At 53.5% G+C, this 17,227-nt stretch carries 15 protein-coding genes and 1 riboswitch; of the genes, 5 read left to right on the forward strand and 10 right to left on the reverse strand.

Features of this window, described 5'->3' with window-relative positions:
• Positions 1-5: 5 nt before the first annotated feature.
• From IDM49_RS08535 to IDM49_RS08560, 6 genes are all read right to left on the reverse strand, one after another.
• Positions 6-548: a hypothetical protein gene (locus IDM49_RS08535; protein WP_168614284.1), complete on the reverse strand. Its 543-nt coding sequence runs from the start codon at positions 546-548 to the stop codon at positions 6-8.
• Between the two features lie 82 nt (positions 549-630).
• Positions 631-1,809, reverse strand: coding sequence for a tRNA dihydrouridine synthase DusB (gene dusB, locus IDM49_RS08540; RefSeq protein ID WP_168614283.1), 1,179 nt, complete (start codon positions 1,807-1,809; stop codon positions 631-633).
• 124 nt (positions 1,810-1,933) lie between these two features.
• Positions 1,934-2,818: an SDR family oxidoreductase gene (locus tag IDM49_RS08545; protein ID WP_168614282.1), complete on the reverse strand. Its 885-nt coding sequence runs from the start codon at positions 2,816-2,818 to the stop codon at positions 1,934-1,936.
• Positions 2,819-2,918: 100 nt separating this feature from the next.
• The gene (locus IDM49_RS08550; RefSeq protein ID WP_190724194.1) at positions 2,919-3,740 is read right to left on the reverse strand and encodes a DUF2382 domain-containing protein; all 822 of its coding nucleotides are present in this window, start codon (positions 3,738-3,740) and stop codon (positions 2,919-2,921) included.
• Between the two features lie 170 nt (positions 3,741-3,910).
• A complete protein-coding gene (locus IDM49_RS08555; protein WP_190724195.1) occupies positions 3,911-4,237 on the reverse strand; it encodes an MGMT family protein in 327 nt (108 codons plus the stop codon).
• 65 nt (positions 4,238-4,302) lie between these two features.
• The gene (locus IDM49_RS08560) at positions 4,303-5,268 is read right to left on the reverse strand and encodes a GNAT family N-acetyltransferase (protein WP_190724196.1); all 966 of its coding nucleotides are present in this window, start codon (positions 5,266-5,268) and stop codon (positions 4,303-4,305) included.
• Positions 5,269-5,401: 133 nt separating this feature from the next.
• On the opposite strand from IDM49_RS08560, the gene IDM49_RS08565 reads away from it, so the two are divergent.
• Positions 5,402-6,004 carry a GNAT family N-acetyltransferase gene (locus IDM49_RS08565; protein ID WP_190724197.1) on the forward strand — a complete coding sequence of 201 codons (603 nt, stop codon included), beginning with the start codon at positions 5,402-5,404 and terminating at the stop codon, positions 6,002-6,004.
• An 88-nt stretch (positions 6,005-6,092) separates the two neighbouring features.
• Here the strand turns inward: IDM49_RS08565 and IDM49_RS08570 are convergent, their stop codons facing one another.
• The gene (locus IDM49_RS08570; RefSeq protein ID WP_168614277.1) at positions 6,093-7,475 is read right to left on the reverse strand and encodes a glycine--tRNA ligase; all 1,383 of its coding nucleotides are present in this window, start codon (positions 7,473-7,475) and stop codon (positions 6,093-6,095) included.
• A 160-nt stretch (positions 7,476-7,635) separates the two neighbouring features.
• Between IDM49_RS08570 and IDM49_RS08575 the strand changes: the two genes are divergently transcribed.
• The gene (locus tag IDM49_RS08575; protein ID WP_190724198.1) at positions 7,636-7,860 is read left to right on the forward strand and encodes an RNA-binding S4 domain-containing protein; all 225 of its coding nucleotides are present in this window, start codon (positions 7,636-7,638) and stop codon (positions 7,858-7,860) included.
• A 71-nt stretch (positions 7,861-7,931) separates the two neighbouring features.
• Here the strand turns inward: IDM49_RS08575 and IDM49_RS08580 are convergent, their stop codons facing one another.
• Complete coding sequence (locus tag IDM49_RS08580) at positions 7,932-8,621, reverse strand: alpha/beta hydrolase (RefSeq protein WP_190724199.1); 690 nt, start codon at positions 8,619-8,621, stop codon at positions 7,932-7,934.
• Between the two features lie 290 nt (positions 8,622-8,911).
• Between IDM49_RS08580 and IDM49_RS08585 the strand changes: the two genes are divergently transcribed.
• Positions 8,912-10,750: a GH25 family lysozyme gene (locus IDM49_RS08585; RefSeq protein WP_190724200.1), complete on the forward strand. Its 1,839-nt coding sequence runs from the start codon at positions 8,912-8,914 to the stop codon at positions 10,748-10,750.
• 60 nt (positions 10,751-10,810) lie between these two features.
• Here the strand turns inward: IDM49_RS08585 and metX are convergent, their stop codons facing one another.
• Positions 10,811-12,067: a homoserine O-acetyltransferase MetX gene (gene metX, locus IDM49_RS08590; protein ID WP_190724201.1), complete on the reverse strand. Its 1,257-nt coding sequence runs from the start codon at positions 12,065-12,067 to the stop codon at positions 10,811-10,813.
• Between the two features lie 45 nt (positions 12,068-12,112).
• Positions 12,113-13,459, reverse strand: a complete 1,347-nt coding sequence (locus IDM49_RS08595; RefSeq protein ID WP_190724202.1) for an O-acetylhomoserine aminocarboxypropyltransferase/cysteine synthase family protein — start codon at positions 13,457-13,459, stop codon at positions 12,113-12,115.
• Positions 13,460-13,575: 116 nt separating this feature from the next.
• Positions 13,576-13,686: riboswitch (SAM riboswitch) on the reverse strand.
• A gap of 344 nt (positions 13,687-14,030) precedes the next feature.
• Between IDM49_RS08595 and IDM49_RS08600 the strand changes: the two genes are divergently transcribed.
• Together IDM49_RS08600 and IDM49_RS08605 are read left to right on the forward strand one after the other, a co-directional pair.
• Positions 14,031-16,211 (forward strand): S9 family peptidase, encoded by a 2,181-nt coding sequence (locus IDM49_RS08600; RefSeq protein WP_190724203.1) that lies wholly within the window; start codon positions 14,031-14,033, stop codon positions 16,209-16,211.
• Between the two features lie 110 nt (positions 16,212-16,321).
• Positions 16,322-17,203 carry a hypothetical protein gene (locus IDM49_RS08605; RefSeq protein ID WP_190724204.1) on the forward strand — a complete coding sequence of 294 codons (882 nt, stop codon included), beginning with the start codon at positions 16,322-16,324 and terminating at the stop codon, positions 17,201-17,203.
• Positions 17,204-17,227: the final 24 nt, after the last annotated feature.

Here is a 17,227-nt window from a genome sequence, read left to right on the forward strand (position 1 = left end):
GTGCCTTAAAAATCGTCGTCGTCTTCGGCGCCAAATTCTGGCGAAAAGATTGCGGTACCGGGTGCCAATTCAAAATCGGGATTGAGGTTGAGAGCTAAGAAGTGGTTGCGCTGAGTGTCCAGTGTTGTTTTGATGCCTTCGAAACGAGCCTGTTCGAACCCTACCTGCTCATAGAATTCCGGTGCATAATCAGTGGATGCGTGTGCCAACAAGCACAGCGGGGACGCCGTCTGCCGAGCCTTGTTCCGAGCTTTTTCGATGAGGTGTTGAACAGCGGGTAGAGCCTTCTCGTGCGAGCCAGCTACCGAAACGATGACAAGAGCTGGAAAGGAGTCAATCCAGCATCGAACAGCCACTGTATGCGCCAGGATAGAGCCTTGAGCATTTTCAACAAGAATGGAGAGCTCCGGCGTCCACACCGTCGCGTTCTCTCGCAGGGACTGCACGAATTCCCATGCTTTAGCCCCTTCCGGTCGCTGAGCGTAAAGGTGCTCTAGCCCCGCTAGGTCCTGCGGAGTTTCTACACGTACGGTCTGGCTTTGTCTCATACATCTAAAGATAACGCGAGAGGTGAGATACCGAACGCTCTAAACCCTAGAAATGTCCGTTATCTCACCTCTCATGAAGTTTTTAGCCGCCCGAGATATCCAATTCGGCATCTACCAGGCCCAGTCGCTCAGCGTCACCCAGGATGCGGGAGTCCAGCCAGCCGTGCGGAAGGTGCGGCTTCTTGGGTGAGCCAGCGCGTCCGCGAGGCCCCTCTACAGCTGCGCCAGGGTACTCAATGGAGTGGTCCAGCTCAGCGAGGTACTCGCGGAAGGCTGCCAAATCAGGGACGGTTGCCATCTTGGCGCGCAGTGAGCCGCCCACCGGGTAGCCGTGGAAGTACCACGCCACATGCTTACGAATCTCTCGCAGCCCCTTGGTTTCGTCGCCAAAAGTTTCTACGAGCAACTCGGCGTGGCGATAAATCATCTCGGCTACCTCAGAAACACCGGGGCGGAATCGCTCTTCAGAACCGTCAAAAGCGTTCTGCAAATCGCCAAAGAGCCACGGGCGTCCCTGGCAACCGCGTCCTACCACGATGCCGTCAATACCGGTCTGCTCAACCATTGCAATAGCATCTTCAGCAGAGAAAATATCACCGTTACCCAGCACCGGAACGTCCGGAATAGCCTCACGCAAGTCGGCAATAGCGTTCCAGTCTGCTTTGCCCGAGTAGTGCTGAGCCATGGTGCGGCCGTGCAAAGCAATCGCAGAAACGCCCAGGTCACGCGCCATTTTGGCTGATTCCATAAAAGTCAGGTGATCATCGTCGATGCCCTTGCGCATCTTGATAGTCAGCGGAACATCGTTGCGGGACGCTTCTTCAACAGCAGTTTTAATGATTGCCTGAAAAAGGTCGGTCTTCCACGGAAGCGCAGAGCCACCACCTAGACGGGTGACCTTGGGCGCGGGGCAACCAAAATTCAGGTCAATGTGATCAGCGCGGTCCTCTTCAACGACCATGCGCACCGCTTTGCCCACGTTCACAGCGTCAACGCCGTAAATCTGAATAGAGCGAATAGCCTCATCATTATCGTGTTCAATGATGCGCAGAGCTTCTTCACGTCGCTCAACGAGAGAACGGGCGGTCACCATTTCGGTGACGTACAGTCCCCCACCGTATTCACGGCACAGGCGGCGAAAAGCCTTGTTGGTCACGCCAGCCATGGGCGCCAGCACCACGGGCACATCTACGGTGTGCTTACCGAGCTGAAGCGGCGGAAGTTTAAGCTGCTTAGAACGAGTTGTTGAAGTATCAGTCACCTAGCAATTTTCGCATACTCACTCCCTGCGCGGGAATTGCGCTTGCTCACACCAAAAATGCCCTTGCCGTTAGCTTGTATCAGCCAACGGCAAGGGCACTATATTAGCTATTTATCAGCTCTTACTACGGGGTCGGACGACCGCCGGTGAGGCCGAGGGTTTCGCCGGCAACGTACGATGCCTCGTCGGATGCGAGGAACACGTATGCACCAGCGATTTCAGCAGGCTGACCAGCACGACCCAGCGGGGTATCCTGGCCAAACGACTGCAACTTCTCCTGCGGCTGACCGAAGCTGGGCTGCAAAGGAGTCCAGAAGGGGCCGGGAGCAACCGAGTTCACGCGAATACCGCGGGGTGCAAGGCCCTGTGCCAGACCCTTGCTCAAGTTGTTCATCGCAGCCTTAGTCATCGCGTAATCCAGCAGAGTCTCTGAGGGCTCGTACGCCTGAATTGACGAGGTGAAGATGATAGATGAACCGGGTTCCATATGCTTTACAGCTGCCTTGGTCACGCGGAACGATGAGTAGATATTCGCCTTCATGGTGTGGTCGAAATCTTCATCGCTGATGTTATCGATGTTATCGTTCCACAGCTGACGGCTTGCGTTGTTCACGAGAATATCGAGACCGCCAAAAGCTTCAACAGTCTTTTCGACGATAGCCTCGCACTGCTCAAGTTCACGAAGATCTCCGGGAAGAGCCAGTGCCTTAACACCGGCCTCTTCAATAGCAGCCATAATCAAGGATGCGTCGGGCTCTTCTTCGGGCAGGTACGAGATTGCCACGTCCGCGCCTTCACGAGCGTACGCAATCGCTACTGCAGCACCAAGGCCGGAGTCACCACCGGTAATCAGTGCGCGGCGTCCTTTCAGACGACCATTGCCTTTGTAGGAATCCAGACCCAAATCTGCTTTGGGCTCCATTTCCTGATCCAAACCGGGCTCAGGCTGGGTCTGCTCAGGAGGGCTGATGACGGGGTACTTTGAACGCGGGTCAACTAAATTAGTCATTATGCTTCCTATTCTGAGGGTAAAAAGAGCCCCGCATCCAATAGTTTGAATGCGGGACTCCTTAGTAATTTACGCTAGGCGTAGCAGTTCAAATCAGAAATTAGAACTTCTTGCCGTTACGGGTGTTCTCTTCACCCTCAACAACGATTTCTTCCTTGCGTACTTCACCTGAAACACGCTCGGTGTCGGTGTGTACTTCCTTGCCTACTGAAACGCGCTCGGTTGCAACGGTCTCAGTTGAAACAACGGGGCGCTCTTCGTGAGCGGTTACGGTTACGTCAGCTGATGCTTCTGCTGAATCGAAGTCGTAGCCGTCTACAACCTTGCCGTCGTTTACGTTGGTGCGCTCAACAACGATTTCTTCACGGCGTACGGGAACCTCAACGGTCTCGGTCTCGCTGTGAACAACCTTGCGCAGGCGAACCTTGCCGGTCTCGCGTGCTGAGGTGTTGGTTGAAACGTTCAGACGCTCTTCGTGTGCAACAACGTCGCCGTTGTTTGCATCGGTGTGAGCGTGTACGTCGCGACGGTCTGCGTCAACGCGTGCGTCACGGTCGCCAGCTACGCCGGTACCTGCAACACCGGTTGCGGTGGTCTCGGTGCGGGTGGTGCCGTTGTTGAGTGAGTAGTACTCGTACAGGCGCTGCTCTTCAGCAGGTGACAGCTCGCCATCTTCAGCGATGTTCGGAGCGTCCTTTACGAAGTCCTTTGAGAAGGGAACAACGATTTCGTCGCCGTTGTACTGTGCATCATTCAAAGGAACGAAGGTTTCGTTTGAACCGAAGAGACCGGTTGCAACAGTAACGAAGGTGGGCTGGCTTGAGTCAGCGTCGAGGTAAACCTCACCAACCTTACCAATCTTTTCGCCGTCGGTTGCTACAACAACGCTGTTACGCAGGGTTTCGATTGAGTTGTTAGCCATTTATTAGCTCCCTTTCTATCTCTTCCACATACAAGTGAAGAGTATGTTGTGGAATCTCCACGTATAAGAGTTTTTCTTATATCTACATCTTAGACGGAATCAGCCTACTGTTCATCACGTTACTTATGAAAAAAAGTTTAATAAATGATGAACAAAAAAGTTTTACCTAGTCAGAGCGTTTTGTTACCCAATATTTCACAGGGTTTGTTGAGGTTACTCAAGGCGAGTCGGACGCGCCGCATCTCTAATTTGCCTTCTTCATCAAGCATTTTCTCGGCTTTCCACCGCTCTTTTGCGCTGATATCGTGACCTGGAATCTGCCCTTTTACATTCACCACGCGCCACCACGCCACGTTTGAACCGTACTCGGCCATCACGCGTCCAACCCAGCGAGGACTCTCACCGACAACAGCTGCGATATCCCCATAGATTGCAACACGTCCAGGTGGGATCTGTTCTACGACCTGTAAGACTTGCTCGACTCGCTCTTCATCCATTTCTACTGCACCTCTTCACACAACAAAACGGTACAACGTGATCGTTGTACCGCTATGTCAGATCTTTACGCATGAGCCAAGACGATGGTCTCTTCTTCAACTTCGGCTACGCCGGATTTAATCAAGTGATCAATCATAACGGTCAGGTCTTCCATAGAATCATCGACTTCAAGGATGACGGGGTACTGATGTGCCAGCAAAGACAGCAGCTGCATAATAGCTTCACGAGCGCCAGGGTACTCAAAGTCGTAACCGATAAGAACCTCGGTTGCTGCGTCCTCGGGCATTTCAAAACCGGGCATATCGGCTTCTAGCGGTCGATAGCTCACGGCGAAAGCTTTAATAGGTGCCTTTTTGCCTTCCTTCTTGGCGGTCAGCACGTCGTCACGCAAAACAACAGCACCGTAGGCTTCGGCCTCATCAGAAAGGAAAAGCCTATTGACGCGTGGCAGATCAATCTCCGCGGGTGGATCCCATTCGTGAGCCTTCTGATAAAAATCCCACAGGACGCGGGTGAGCTCGACAGAGCCGGTAGCGATATCTTCAATTTCTTGGGTGGGGCGCCCGTCTTCATCTTCACGCAAAGGCACCAGCGGAACGGTACCGGGATGCACGCGCACCATACGTGAACGCTGAATCGGGGAAAGCCCGTGCTCGGTTGCAAAATCATAACCGGCAGAGCCCTTTTCAACTTTGGTGCGCAAAGTACTGACGCCAGAAGGTGAGGATTGAGCAAGTTCCTGAAGCTGTTTGAGTAGCTCAGACCCTACGCCGTTGCGTCGATGCTCAGGAGCTACCTCAACGTAGCTCCACAGGTGGCGGTTATGCAAAGAGGTTTCATAAACAGTACCCGCAGCCACTGGAATACCCTGGTGTTCTGCAACAATGGTGCGCGACCACGGCGCTGAATCTGAGTCAACTGTAAATGCTGAGCGGAAAGCCTGCGACTGCGTATTATCGGCGTCATGCCAAATTTGTAGCAGAGCAAGGTCATCGCCGTCTTGCCACGGTCTGAAGGTGTAGTCGTTCATAGAACCCCTTACTTCGGGTGAAATTTATGCTTGGTGTTAAGTGTACGAGCCCAGGTTTTGTTGAAGCCACTTGTTAATCTACCCGCAAAGTATTTGTAGGCTCATCGACAGATCAATAATCTACGATGAACCCATGACACGTACTCTGTTGCACAAGCCCACACTCACCGGAAAATTAGTTGAACTACGCCCTTTTGATGAAGAAGCAATCAACGCCATGCTTGAAATCCTGACAGAACCAGACGTGCTCAAACGCACCGGAACCGTGGATTCTACAGATCAAGCTCAACGCGGCAACCCGTTGTCCGAAGAGAAAACCAGAGCCTGGTATGCAACGCGACACGAGCAGACAGACCGCATCGACCTCGCTATCTATTCTTTTGCTCTGCAGAGGTATATCGGTGAAGTCGTGCTCAACGATTATGATGCCGACAAATGCTCCCTGAATTTTCGCATCGCCATTGGAAAACGAGGCCAAGGCTCAGGTCACGGCACCGAAGCAACAAAACTTATTGTTGATTACGCATTCGATTACCTAGATATTGACCGCATCGAGCTAGAAGTCTTTGAATTAAACGAGCGAGCACGCCACGTGTACACCTCAGTTGGCTTTGTAGAAACTGGCCGCATCAAAAATTCTTTTACCTTCGATGGCACCTCATACGATGCGATTACCAAGGCTGTCACGCGCGACAACCGCCATGTGCCCCACCAACTGACATTAGCCGCCGCGTAACGAGATAAGCTCACCCGGTTTACAAAAAAGGACGCTTGCTCCCCCGAAATACGGGAGGGCAGGCGTCCTTGTTAGCGTCTGAGATAACTTAGCAAACCAGCTTGCCAGCCAAGTATGACTTCACTTGATCCAGCGAGACACGTTCCTGAGTCATGGTGTCGCGTTCGCGGATAGTCACAGCGTTGTCTTCGAGGGTGTCAAAGTCAACGGTGATGCAGAACGGAGTACCGATCTCGTCCTGACGGCGGTAACGGCGACCAATTGCACCGGCGTCATCGTAATCAATGTTCCAGTTCTTCGACAGCTCTTCCTGCAGCTTCTTAGCGGTAGGAACAAGGTCTTCTTTCTTTGACAGCGGAAGAACAGCAGCCTTTACAGGAGCCAAACGAGGATCAAGCTTCAGCACGGTGCGCTTATCAACGCCGCCCTTAGTGTTAGGCGCTTCATCTTCAACATAAGCGTCAACCAAAAACGCCATCATTGAACGGGTCAAGCCGAAGGACGGCTCAATCACGTAGGGAACGTAGCGCTCGCCAGAGGCCTGGTCAAAGTACTCGAGCTTTGCGTTGGAGTGTGCATTGTGAACACCGAGATCATAGTCGGTGCGGTTTGCAACACCCATCAGCTCGCCCCAGGGGTTGCCCTGGAAACCGAAGTTGTATTCAAGGTCGATAGTGCCCGCTGAGTAGTGAGCGCGATCGTCTTCAGGAACATCGAACTTGCGCATGTTGTCGGGGTTAATGCCTAGATCAACAAACCAGTTCCAGCAGTCCTCTACCCACTGGTCAAAGTACTTGGGGGCGTCCTCGGGGTGAGTGAAGAACTCGATTTCCATCTGCTCGAACTCACGGGTGCGGAAGATGAAGTTACCCGGGGTGATTTCGTTGCGGAAAGCTTTACCGATCTGGCCAATGCCGAAGGGAGGACGCTTGCGGGCAGCGGTGACCACGTTGTTAAAGTTCACGAAGATGCCCTGCGCGGTTTCAGGACGCAAGAAGTGCAAGCCTTCTTCGTTGTCAACGGGACCGAGGAAGGTCTTCATCAGACCTGAGAAGTTCTGCGGTTCAGTCCACTGACCCTTGGTGCCACACTTGGGGCAGTTAATATCGCCCATACCGTTTTCAGGTGACTTGCCGTGCTTAGCTTCAAACGCCTCAATCAAGTGATCCTGACGCAGGCGGGTATGGCATGAAAGGCACTCAACCAGCGGGTCGGTGAAGGTAGCAACGTGACCGGACGCCTCCCACACAGCCTTAGGCAGAATGATGGAAGAATCAAGACCAACCATGTCTGAGCGTGAACGAACAAAAGTCTGCCACCACTGCTGGCGAATGTTTTCCTTCAGCTCAGCACCGAGGGGGCCGTAGTCCCATGCGGAGCGGGTACCGCCGTAGATTTCACCCGCCTGAAAAACGAATCCGCGGCGCTTTGCCAGCGTAATGACGTTATCCAGCTTTGACTTCGGTGCCATGTGTTTCACTCCTTCTCGCGCCACCACTGGATGTGGTGTGCGAGTCTCATATTGATGTCTTAGGCGCATAGTTCTACCCCGATGAAATATAGCCGGGGATTTATGCGTGCCACTAGATTACCAGTGATTAGCGCACAAGGTGGTGGGCTAGAGTAGTGGCATGAGCAATATTGAAGAAGTTTTTATTCGTGACGAGATGATTCGTCTTGGCCAGTTTTTGAAGCTGGCTAACCTTGTAGAAAACGGTGTGCACGCCCGCGAGGTTATTCAGGACGGGCTAGTTCAGGTGAACGGTCAGATTGAAGAGGCTCGCGGTAAACAGCTTCATGCCGGCGACACCGTTACTCTCAACGGGGTTACGGTAAAAGTAGTCCATGAGAACTAAGTATTAAAAAGGATGCGCGTTCCCTGCCAAGCAGGAGCGCGCATCCTTTGTTTTAAGGGCGGAAGTAGCTGTTAGTTCAGAACGTTTTTCTCAATAAACGCGGTCACATCACCGATTTCTTCGGCGTTAACCGCGTGCGGAAGACCGGGGTATAGGTGGAAGTCGAGCTGAACCTTGCCGGGTAGCCACGCATCCGTAAAAGCGACTTTGTCGGCGTGAATCACGGGGTCGGAATCCCCGCGTCCGTAGAACAGCGGTATCTGCTTCTGAATAAGCTCTTCATCGTTGAAGAACTCTTCTGCACCGTCAACCACAAAACCGCTCAGGCCAATGACGCTTGCTACAAGATCGGGACGGTGGCGAGCAACAGAGGTTGAGATGGCCATACCCTGCGAGAAACCGAGCAAAGTGATTCCGCTGTACATCTCTCTACTGCTCTGCAGAAACTCCACCACGTACTGGGTTGCGAGCTTCACGCCCAGATGATCGGTAGCAGCATTTGTGACCCCTCCGGTCAGCGGCCACCACTGATACCCCATGGCAGCCCCCGGAATAACAGCGGAGACAGCATCATCGCTTTCACGAACCGCGCCTACAGGCTGAGGAGCGCGCATACCCGCATACGTGATCCCAGTGTTGGGAAGATGCGGAGTCAGCCCCAACAAGTCACGCTCGTGAGATCCAAAGCCGTGCAACAGAAGAACCAGGTGAGTTCCTTCGCGTTCTTCAGGGCGGTTTGAGTATTCAACGGTATATGTCATCCCATAATTCTTTCAGATACCTTCTGCTTACTTCAACCATACTTTCTTTATCAAATATTTCGAGGTATAGCTCACACCCTAAATTTGAAAGTCTCCACTTGCTATCTATAGCCACCGAACTTCTGGTTCTTTATACTGTTGTGAGGTCAACGCTGGTAACTGATACCCCACTCATTGACGTTCAGCGTCAGACCGTATTCAACGAGCCAAGAAACAAAAGCACATTACCTTCTCTTGTTCGTTGAAATACACTTTGTTCCCCGTCCCCCGGTGAAAGTTTCACTCGCACTATGCAACGTCCCCTGAAAAACTCTCTGCTTACACTTCTTGTCGCATCATGCACCGTCTCATCATTCGCAGGTGCTACCGCTCTTCCTACAGACACACAAGAATCAAGCATTCCAGACACTCCGCAGAAACTCTCTGCACCACCCCGCGAAGGCGATAACAATCCAGGTGCAACCATGGGCCAAAGCCAAAAACAGCTCTCCGATGTAGATCACCTCTCGCCCGCGTCGCAGGAACCCGATCAGAAACTTGCGCAAGCAGCAGCTGTTTCGCCCACCGGCACCGGAATCCTGGGTATGGATGTTTCAGGCTGGCAGCCCAACGTAAACTGGCAGGCAGAATACAACCAAGGCGCACGCTTTGCCTATATCAAAGCCACCGAGGGCACCTTCTACCGCTCCCCGGTTTTCAACTCTCAATACACCGGCGCAGCAGATCAGGGCATGTACCGAGGTGCCTACCACTTCGCTATTCCCAGCGACACCACCGGAGCTGAACAAGCCCGCTACTTTGTGGCTAACGGCGGCGGCTGGACCAACGACGGCAAGACCCTTCCGGGACTTCTCGATATAGAGCACAACCCCTACAGCGACCTAGGCGATATGTGCTACGACATGAGCCCTACCGAAATGATCAGCTGGATCAGCTCATTCGTCAACGAGTACCGCAACCTCACCGGCCGCTACCCCGCTCTCTACACCACCACCAGCTGGTGGAGCGAATGCACCAACAACACCACCGCGTTCTCCCACCTGCCACTACACATCGCTTCATACTCAGGCACCTCCTCACCCGGTCGGATGCCTGCGGGATACAGCACCTATGACATTTGGCAGTACAGCGCCTCGGGTCCTTTTTCCGGTGACTCCAATGTCTTCAACGGCGACCTCAAGCAGCTAGCTGACTTCGCGTCCAACGCGTCTTACAAAAACATCAGCACGCAGCGCCTTCAAGCAACCACACCGGTTCAGCCTATTTACTCTGTAGCAGGTGCTATTGGTGATCACTACCGCGCAACCGGTGCCCAGAACACTTACGGTTCACCCGCTAGCGCTGAGTACAAAACCGCTAACAACGGTGTAGCTCAAGATTTCTCAAAAAATAAGTCGATTTATTGGCACCCCTCATACGGTGCGTACAGCGTTGACTGGGCTACCACTATTGGCCAGCGTTACCGCGCCACCGGTGCTGAAAAGAACTGGGGCTACCCCACCATGGATGAGGTTCCATTCACCAACGGCGGTAAAAAAGCCTGGTTTGTGCAGCCGAGTACGGGCAAGAACACCGCTGTGTATTCCAGCTCAGCTTTTGGCGCACATGCCCTGAACGGTCGCGGCGCAATCTTTAATAAGTGGGCTGACGAGGGCGGTCTGCTCACCTATGGCTACCCCACCACCGATGAGGCGGACTTTGCCGACGGCGCTTCTGCTAGCTTCTCGATTAATAACCGCGAAACCGTTTTCTACTGGAGCTCACAATACGGTGCGCATTCCATGAACAAGCGAGGGGAAATTCACGCTAAGTGGATGACCTCGGGCAACTTTAGCGGTTACGGCAAGCCCATCACCGATGAGTTCCCAGTTGGCAACGGTGCCGCGGTTTACTTCGGCAACGGCAACGGACGTGAAACCGGCGTCTACTGGTCTGGACAAAGTGGCGCTCACGCCCTAAATTCTCGTGGCGCTTTGTACTACTACTGGGTACGCAACGGTTATATCAATACCTTGGGCTTTCCCACCACCGATGAATACCGAGGCGCAGACGGTAAAACTCACCTGAAGTTCACTTCCGGTGCTGAGCTTACCTGGACTGAAGCCCAGGGCGTGCGTCACGTGAAGTAATACGGCCACACATTAAATACGTCAGGACGCGGGGTGCTATAGGCACCCCGCGTCCCTTTGTTAAGAGCTGAATGAGAAAACCTTAGGCGGCGTTTTTACGTCTTCAGTGGTCTGTTGTTCTTTCTGAAAAGATTCTTGGTCTTCTTGATCACCCAGAGCCAGACGCAGAATTTTTTCAACCTGCTGAGTCTCAATCAAGAATCCATCGTGGCCAGAGGGCGAATGAATCACATAGGGCTCAACGGGCTGCGGCACCGCATCGGCAAGAATCAACGAGTCGCTGGGAGTGAAGAGCCTATCTGAATCTACGTAGGCAATCAGCCAGTGGCACCGTGTCTCAGCGAGCGCGTCTTTCAGACTGCCGCGACCGCGTGCAACATCGTGGCTCATCATTGCCTCGTTGATGGTGAGGTAAGAGTTGGCATCGAACCGTTGGGTAATTTTGTGTCCGTGGTGGTCAAGGTAGCTTTCTACCTGGTACCTGCCTCGCGGGCCAGGACCGGGCGCGAAAGGGTCCTCTTCTGGCTGTGACTCTCTACCAAAGCGAAAATCAAGTTCGGCAGCTGAACGGTAGGTGGTGTGAGCGACGCGTCGCGCCAGGCCAAGCCCGGTTTCGGGGGCCTTGCCTTCGTAGTAGTCTCCGCCGTTGAAGTCTGGGTCTTGGCGAATCGCAAGGTTTTGGATGTGCCCCCATGCCAAGACATCGGCGGTGGCGCTCGGTGCCGAGGCGATGACGGCGCATCCGCGGACGCGTTCGGGAAAGCAGGCCGCCCATTCCAGCGAGCGCGTTCCACCGAGGGAAGCTCCAATCACGTATTTGAAGGAGCCGATTCCCAGCTGGTCTGCAAGGAGGGATTCCGCGCGAACAGTGTCGCGAATGGTCAGGCGGGGAAAACGCGATCCCCACGGCTTGCGTTTTGCATCTACGGATGCCGGTGCAGGGGTTGCCGGACCGGTTGAGCCGTAGCATCCGCCTAAGATATTGGGCGAAACGACGAAGTACCTGTCGGTATCAATCACGGAACCGGGGCCTACAATTCCCTCCCACCAGCCTGGTGCCTCAGCATAGGCGCGCGTCGCCGCGTCCGCACTGTCACTGACGTTCCCGCGAGAAATATGAGTATCGCCGGTCAAGGCGTGAAGAATCAAAATCGCGTTGGAAGCGTCTTTATTGAGAGCACCCCAGGTTTCATAGGCAAGCGTGGCCTCGGGTAGCACTTCACCGGATTCTAGGTGAACATCGCCGATATCGGCGTAGCGCAACACCCCGTTGAGTGGTTCAACGGTTGTGGTTTTGGCGTGGGAGTGGATCGTCAATTTTCGCTCCTTTGCGTGGTGACGGTGTTGCGCTACGAGAGCTCGCTAGCTGATTGCTGAGAAGCCTAGTTCGAGGTCGGCGATGATGTCATCGATATTTTCGATACCCACTGAGAGTCGGATGAAGGCGGGGTTGATTCCGATTGCTTCGAGTTCTTCGACAGTTGACTGTGAGTGGGTGGTGGATGCCGGGTGCACAGCGAGCGAGCGCACATCGCCGATGTTGACCAGTAGCGAGTGCAGGGAAAGCGCGTTGACGAAGCTTTGCGCGGTGGGGGCATCCGCGTCCTTGAGGGTGAAGCCCAGAACAGCGCCGGGTCCATTGGGAATGTACTTCTGCGCCAGTTCGTAATAGGGCGATGATTCTAGGCCTGCCCAGGTTACTGATTCAACGCGGGGATGCGCTTCGAGGAATTCGGCGACCTTGCGTGCATTTTCGATGTGGCGTTCGATGCGAAGCGACAGGGTCTCAATACCGATAGCGATGTTGAAGGCGTTGGTCGGTGAGATGGATGAACCAAGATCGCGCAGCAGACCAACGCGCGCTTTGATGATGTACGAGACGTTGGCGCCGAATGCTGAATCCGGGCCGAGGTCGCGGGCGTACACCAGTCCGCCGTAGCCTTCGTCGGGGGTGTTGAACAGCGGGTACTTTTCAGGATCCTTGCTGTAGTCGAAGTTGCCGGAGTCAACAATAACGCCACCTACAGAGGTGCCGTGACCGCCTAAGTACTTGGTGGCGGAGTGGACGACGACGTCCGCACCCCATTCGATGGGACGCAAGAGGTAGGGGGTGGGAATGGTGTTATCGACGATGAGGGGTACACCTGCCTCGTGAGCTACACCGGCGACTCCTTCGATATCAAAAACATCACCGCGCGGGTTGGGCAGGGTCTCACCGAAGAATGCCTTGGTGTTCGGGCGTACCGAGGCTTTCCACTGGTCAAGGTCGCGGGGGTCTTCAACGAAGGTGGTTTCTATGCCGAAGTTTTTCAGAGTGTACTTGAGCAGGTTGTATGAGCCACCGTAGAGAGAGGGGGACGCGACAATGTGGTCACCTGCACCGGCTACGTTGATGATTGAGTAGGTTGTTGCGGCCTGCCCCGATGAGAGCAGGAGTGCGTCCACACCGCCTTCAAGCGAAGCGATGCGCTTTTCAACAGCTTCTTGGGTGGGGTTGTTCAAACGGGTGTAGATGGGGCCCAGTTCAGCGAGCGCAAAACGATCTGCTGCTTGCTTTGAGTCTTTGAAGACGAAGGATGTGGTTTGGTAAATAGGTAGCGCGCGTGCACCGGTTGCCGGGTCTGGCTCCTGCCCTGCGTGAATCTGGCGTGTTTCGAACTTCCAGCCGGCGGGGTTTGAGGGGGTAGGTACTGCAGCGTTGTCTGCCATGATGGTGAGCTCCCATAAAGTTACGTGATACGTCAATAATCTTTGTGTGGGGGCTACATGCCAGAGCATTCGGTGAGAACCGAAAAAGTTGGTGCACTGAATTGTTCTGTGCATCCAGCCCGCGCTTGCGTGAGGATATTTTTCACGCCAGGTCTTCACCCAGGGCACCCCACCGCGGTGAGGGTTGCCGGCCAGCTAGCTGGGGCTTAGTGCTGGCTCTCATGACCTGCCTCTATGTTTTCGCACGACGGTGTGGAGGGTCAAGAAACGCGTCTAAGTTTCTTAATGTGTAATCGTTACGTGTTGTGTTACGCAGTGTGAAAAACGTTCGACATATAAGCGAGCAGATATAGTTGTATATACAAACGTTGAAGTTCTAGGTTTTTCTCATTCACGCTTCACAGCCCACCAATAACTACTGATGAAGCCGGATGCGACGCGATAGTGAGGGCGCTACTCTCCAGACTGTTGCGCTTGTCCCTTGCAAGAGCTAATCCTCGTTATCCTGTAGTAGTACAGTCAACAATCAATACTGCTCACCGAACCAATGAAGTAGAGGTGCTACACCACCATGTCAGCTCCCCAGCCACCGCAGACTAAGAGGCTTTCAAGCGTCCGCTCGTATCATGGTGACTCGTTCACAGACTCGTATGAGTGGCTTCGCGATAAAGAAAACCCTGAAGTTATTGATTACCTCACCGCCGAAAACACGTTTACCGAACGTATAACGGCGGGTCAGCAGCCTTTACGCGACACTATTTTTGAGGAAATTAAAGAGCGCACGCTAGAGACTGATTTGTCTGTGCCGCAACGGAAAGGCAACTTCTGGTATTACTCGCGGTCGGTTGAAGGTAAGCAGTACCCCGTAATGTGCCGGGTTCCCGCCCAAACCGATGGCACTGACAGCGAGAACTTCACTCCGCCGACGGTTGAGCCCGGCACGCCTGTAGACCATGAAACCGTGCTACTAGATTGCAACGAGTTCGCTAAAGATTTACCGTTCTTCTCTCTGGGTTCTTTTAGCCCCGCTGAGGACGGCTCGCTCCTTGCTTTTTCGGTGGATGCCAGTGGCGATGAACGCTTTACCCAGCACTTCTATAATTGCGAAACTCAGCAACTCCTCGATGAGACAATCGATAATGTTTTTGCCGGTTCTTTCCTCGCGCCTGATGCAACTTCGCTGATTTATACCGTAGCCGATGACTCATGGCGTCCTTACCAGATACGCCGCCACGTGCTGGGCACGTCAGCGGATAACGATGCCGTTCTCTTCAATGAGCCCGACGTTACGATGTGGCTCGGTGCTGAAATTTCAGCTGATAAGTCGGCCCTTCTTATTGATTCCGGAAACAGTGAATTCTCCGAGATTTACGTTGTTCCCTTCGCTGAACTTGATACCTTCCATGAGGCTGCGACCCCTGTGATTGCTCGTGCTCAGAAAGTGCAGTACAGCGTTGAGCCCGTCACGCTTGATAGCCAAAAATACCTGTTGATTTGCCACAACTTTGAGGCAGTCAATTCGGAGCTTGTTCTAGCGCCTTACCCTGAATCCGAAGATTTCGACTCTTACCGCGCGCTGTGGAAGCCCGTCATGAAACATCGTGAGGATGTCCGAATTGAGGGGGCTACCCTCAGTGCAACTCATCTTGTGGTTTCAGCTCGCGCGAATACAACCAGCCGACTATTTTTCAGTCCGCTGTCTCAGCTTCGCGAACTGGCAATCAATGATCACCAGCTGGTGTTCAGTGAGCCAGCCGGGTTTGACGATGAGCTCTACACCTGCTCGCTCACAAGCGCCAGTGCAGATTCACCGGTCGTACGCTTCAGCTACGAAGCCTGGGTAACCCCCACCCGCGTCTACGATTTCTTTCCCGCAACCGATCAGCTGCTTTTGCGTAAAGAAACGCCGGTTCTCGGGGACTTTTCAACCGACAACTACACCGCATACCGCCTCTGGGCATCCGCTGAAGATGGTACGCGCATCCCGCTTTCTATCATGCACCGCGCAGACCTAGACATGACAGCCCCCCACCCTGTTCTGCAGTACGGGTACGGTTCTTACGAAGCCTCGATGGATCCTGTCTTTGGCATAGCCCGCCTATCCCTCCTAGACCGCGGCGTTATCTTCGTGGTGGCTCACATTCGCGGCGGCGGAGAACTCGGCAGAAACTGGTATCTCAAGGGCAAAAAGCTCCACAAGAAAAATACCTTCACCGACTTCGTGGCAACCACAGATTTCTTAGCTAGCCAAGAATGGGTTGACGAAAAACGAATCGCGATAATGGGCGGTTCAGCAGGTGGCCTGCTCATCGGCGCGACGCTGAACCTTGCACCCGAAAAATACTGCGCGGCAGTGGCACAGGTTCCTTTCGTAGACGCCCTCACCACCATTTTGGATCCCGAATTACCTCTCTCCGCCCTTGAATGGGAAGAATGGGGTAATCCCATAGAGTCATCCGAGGTCTACGAATACATGAAGTCGTACACTCCCTACGAAAACATTCGCCCGGTGGTTTATCCGCCCATTGCTGCAGTTACCAGCTTGAACGATACCCGCGTCTTCTACGTAGAGCCGGCTAAATGGGTAGCTCAGCTGCGCCACACCATTGACAAAAATTCCGCCACTCCCCTTCTTAAAATTGAGATGGACGGCGGCCATGGCGGAGGCTCCGGCAGGTACACCCGCTGGCGCGATATCGCCTGGGACTACGCTTTTATTCTCACCCACATGGGCATTCCCACTGCTGGCTAAGGAGTACTAAAATTCAGCACCTGTCATCGGAGCCAAAGTCAACGCTACCTGGCGTCATTCTGCAATCCTTACTCTCACGTTCGCCCTACCGCGAGAAGTGGGGGCCGTTCGTGCAACGACGCCGAGGCGACGGTATTAATCAGCGCGCCGTAGCTGCCTTCATGGCGGCAGAACTCAGCGATAGAACAGGGGTTGAGTACGATCCTGTTCAGCTTAAAAATAGGATTGCGCGAGCACTCAAAGGTGATGTCTTTACCGACGAAACTGCCGGGCTCTTTAGCTTCGCTTTTGATTTTTCATATAAGGATTCGCAAGAATTACGCCGCGCAATCGCAACAAGCTATCTCAACCAGCGCACCCACAAAGAGTTACGCAGTGCCGCCCCCATAGTGGCACACGAAAAGGACCATATCTCACTGGCCACAACATTTGTTTCTTATATCGATGATGATGGCTTTTTGACTTGTTTTGAGGTCACTCAAACGATTCAGATTGATGTTGATGAGACCCAATACATTTCCCCACTTTTTGAGGGTGCCGACTTAGAAAGCATCACCGTGTTATTCGGCGGTGAACTTGTTGACTTAGCTGATTCTGATGAAGAAACCTTCAACGAGTACAACAGGGTGTGGAAGCTCAAGATTAAGCTTCCGCGCGTCTTTACCAAAGGCGAGATTCACCAGTTCAAGTATCGTTGCGATCTCAATGAGGGCGTGGACGATCTTATCCCACTACCTGTAGCCGAAGGAGAGAAGCAGAAGTACATTGACCAGGTAACGTTTGGCCCCTTCGGTGCGCCGTACTATAACCTGACGATGATTCTGCGCTGCGATAAGACCCCTCAGAACATGACTCTGAATGTGTGGACGTCTCCCGATAATCGTGAGACGCTGATTTCCGAACCTGTCGAAGAGAATTCCAAGATTTTTACCGCATCCTACCCGGTGCTCTACAAAACATCGTTCGGTTACGCTTGGGAAGTTTCTCCATAAATCTTTGCCACCCCTCCCCTGTAA

Source organism: Rothia terrae (genome assembly GCF_014705925.2).
GTDB lineage: Bacteria > Actinomycetota > Actinomycetes > Actinomycetales > Micrococcaceae > Rothia > Rothia terrae.

Excerpts from the sequence above, each read along its gene's own strand:
- IDM49_RS08535 (WP_168614284.1), bottom strand. The coding sequence starts at position 548 with ATGAGACAAAGCCAGACCGTACGTGTAGAAACTCCGCAGGACCTAGCG.
- IDM49_RS08545 (WP_168614282.1), bottom strand. The coding sequence starts at position 2,818 with ATGACTAATTTAGTTGACCCGCGTTCAAAGTACCCCGTCATCAGCCCT.
- IDM49_RS08550 (WP_190724194.1), bottom strand. The coding sequence starts at position 3,740 with ATGGCTAACAACTCAATCGAAACCCTGCGTAACAGCGTTGTTGTAGCA.
- IDM49_RS08555 (WP_190724195.1), bottom strand. The coding sequence starts at position 4,237 with ATGGATGAAGAGCGAGTCGAGCAAGTCTTACAGGTCGTAGAACAGATC.
- IDM49_RS08560 (WP_190724196.1), bottom strand. The coding sequence starts at position 5,268 with ATGAACGACTACACCTTCAGACCGTGGCAAGACGGCGATGACCTTGCT.
- IDM49_RS08565 (WP_190724197.1), top strand. The coding sequence starts at position 5,402 with ATGACACGTACTCTGTTGCACAAGCCCACACTCACCGGAAAATTAGTT.
- IDM49_RS08570 (WP_168614277.1), bottom strand. The coding sequence starts at position 7,475 with ATGGCACCGAAGTCAAAGCTGGATAACGTCATTACGCTGGCAAAGCGC.
- IDM49_RS08575 (WP_190724198.1), top strand. The coding sequence starts at position 7,636 with ATGAGCAATATTGAAGAAGTTTTTATTCGTGACGAGATGATTCGTCTT.
- IDM49_RS08580 (WP_190724199.1), bottom strand. The coding sequence starts at position 8,621 with ATGACATATACCGTTGAATACTCAAACCGCCCTGAAGAACGCGAAGGA.
- IDM49_RS08585 (WP_190724200.1), top strand. The coding sequence starts at position 8,912 with ATGCAACGTCCCCTGAAAAACTCTCTGCTTACACTTCTTGTCGCATCA.
- IDM49_RS08595 (WP_190724202.1), bottom strand. The coding sequence starts at position 13,459 with ATGGCAGACAACGCTGCAGTACCTACCCCCTCAAACCCCGCCGGCTGG.
- IDM49_RS08600 (WP_190724203.1), top strand. The coding sequence starts at position 14,031 with ATGTCAGCTCCCCAGCCACCGCAGACTAAGAGGCTTTCAAGCGTCCGC.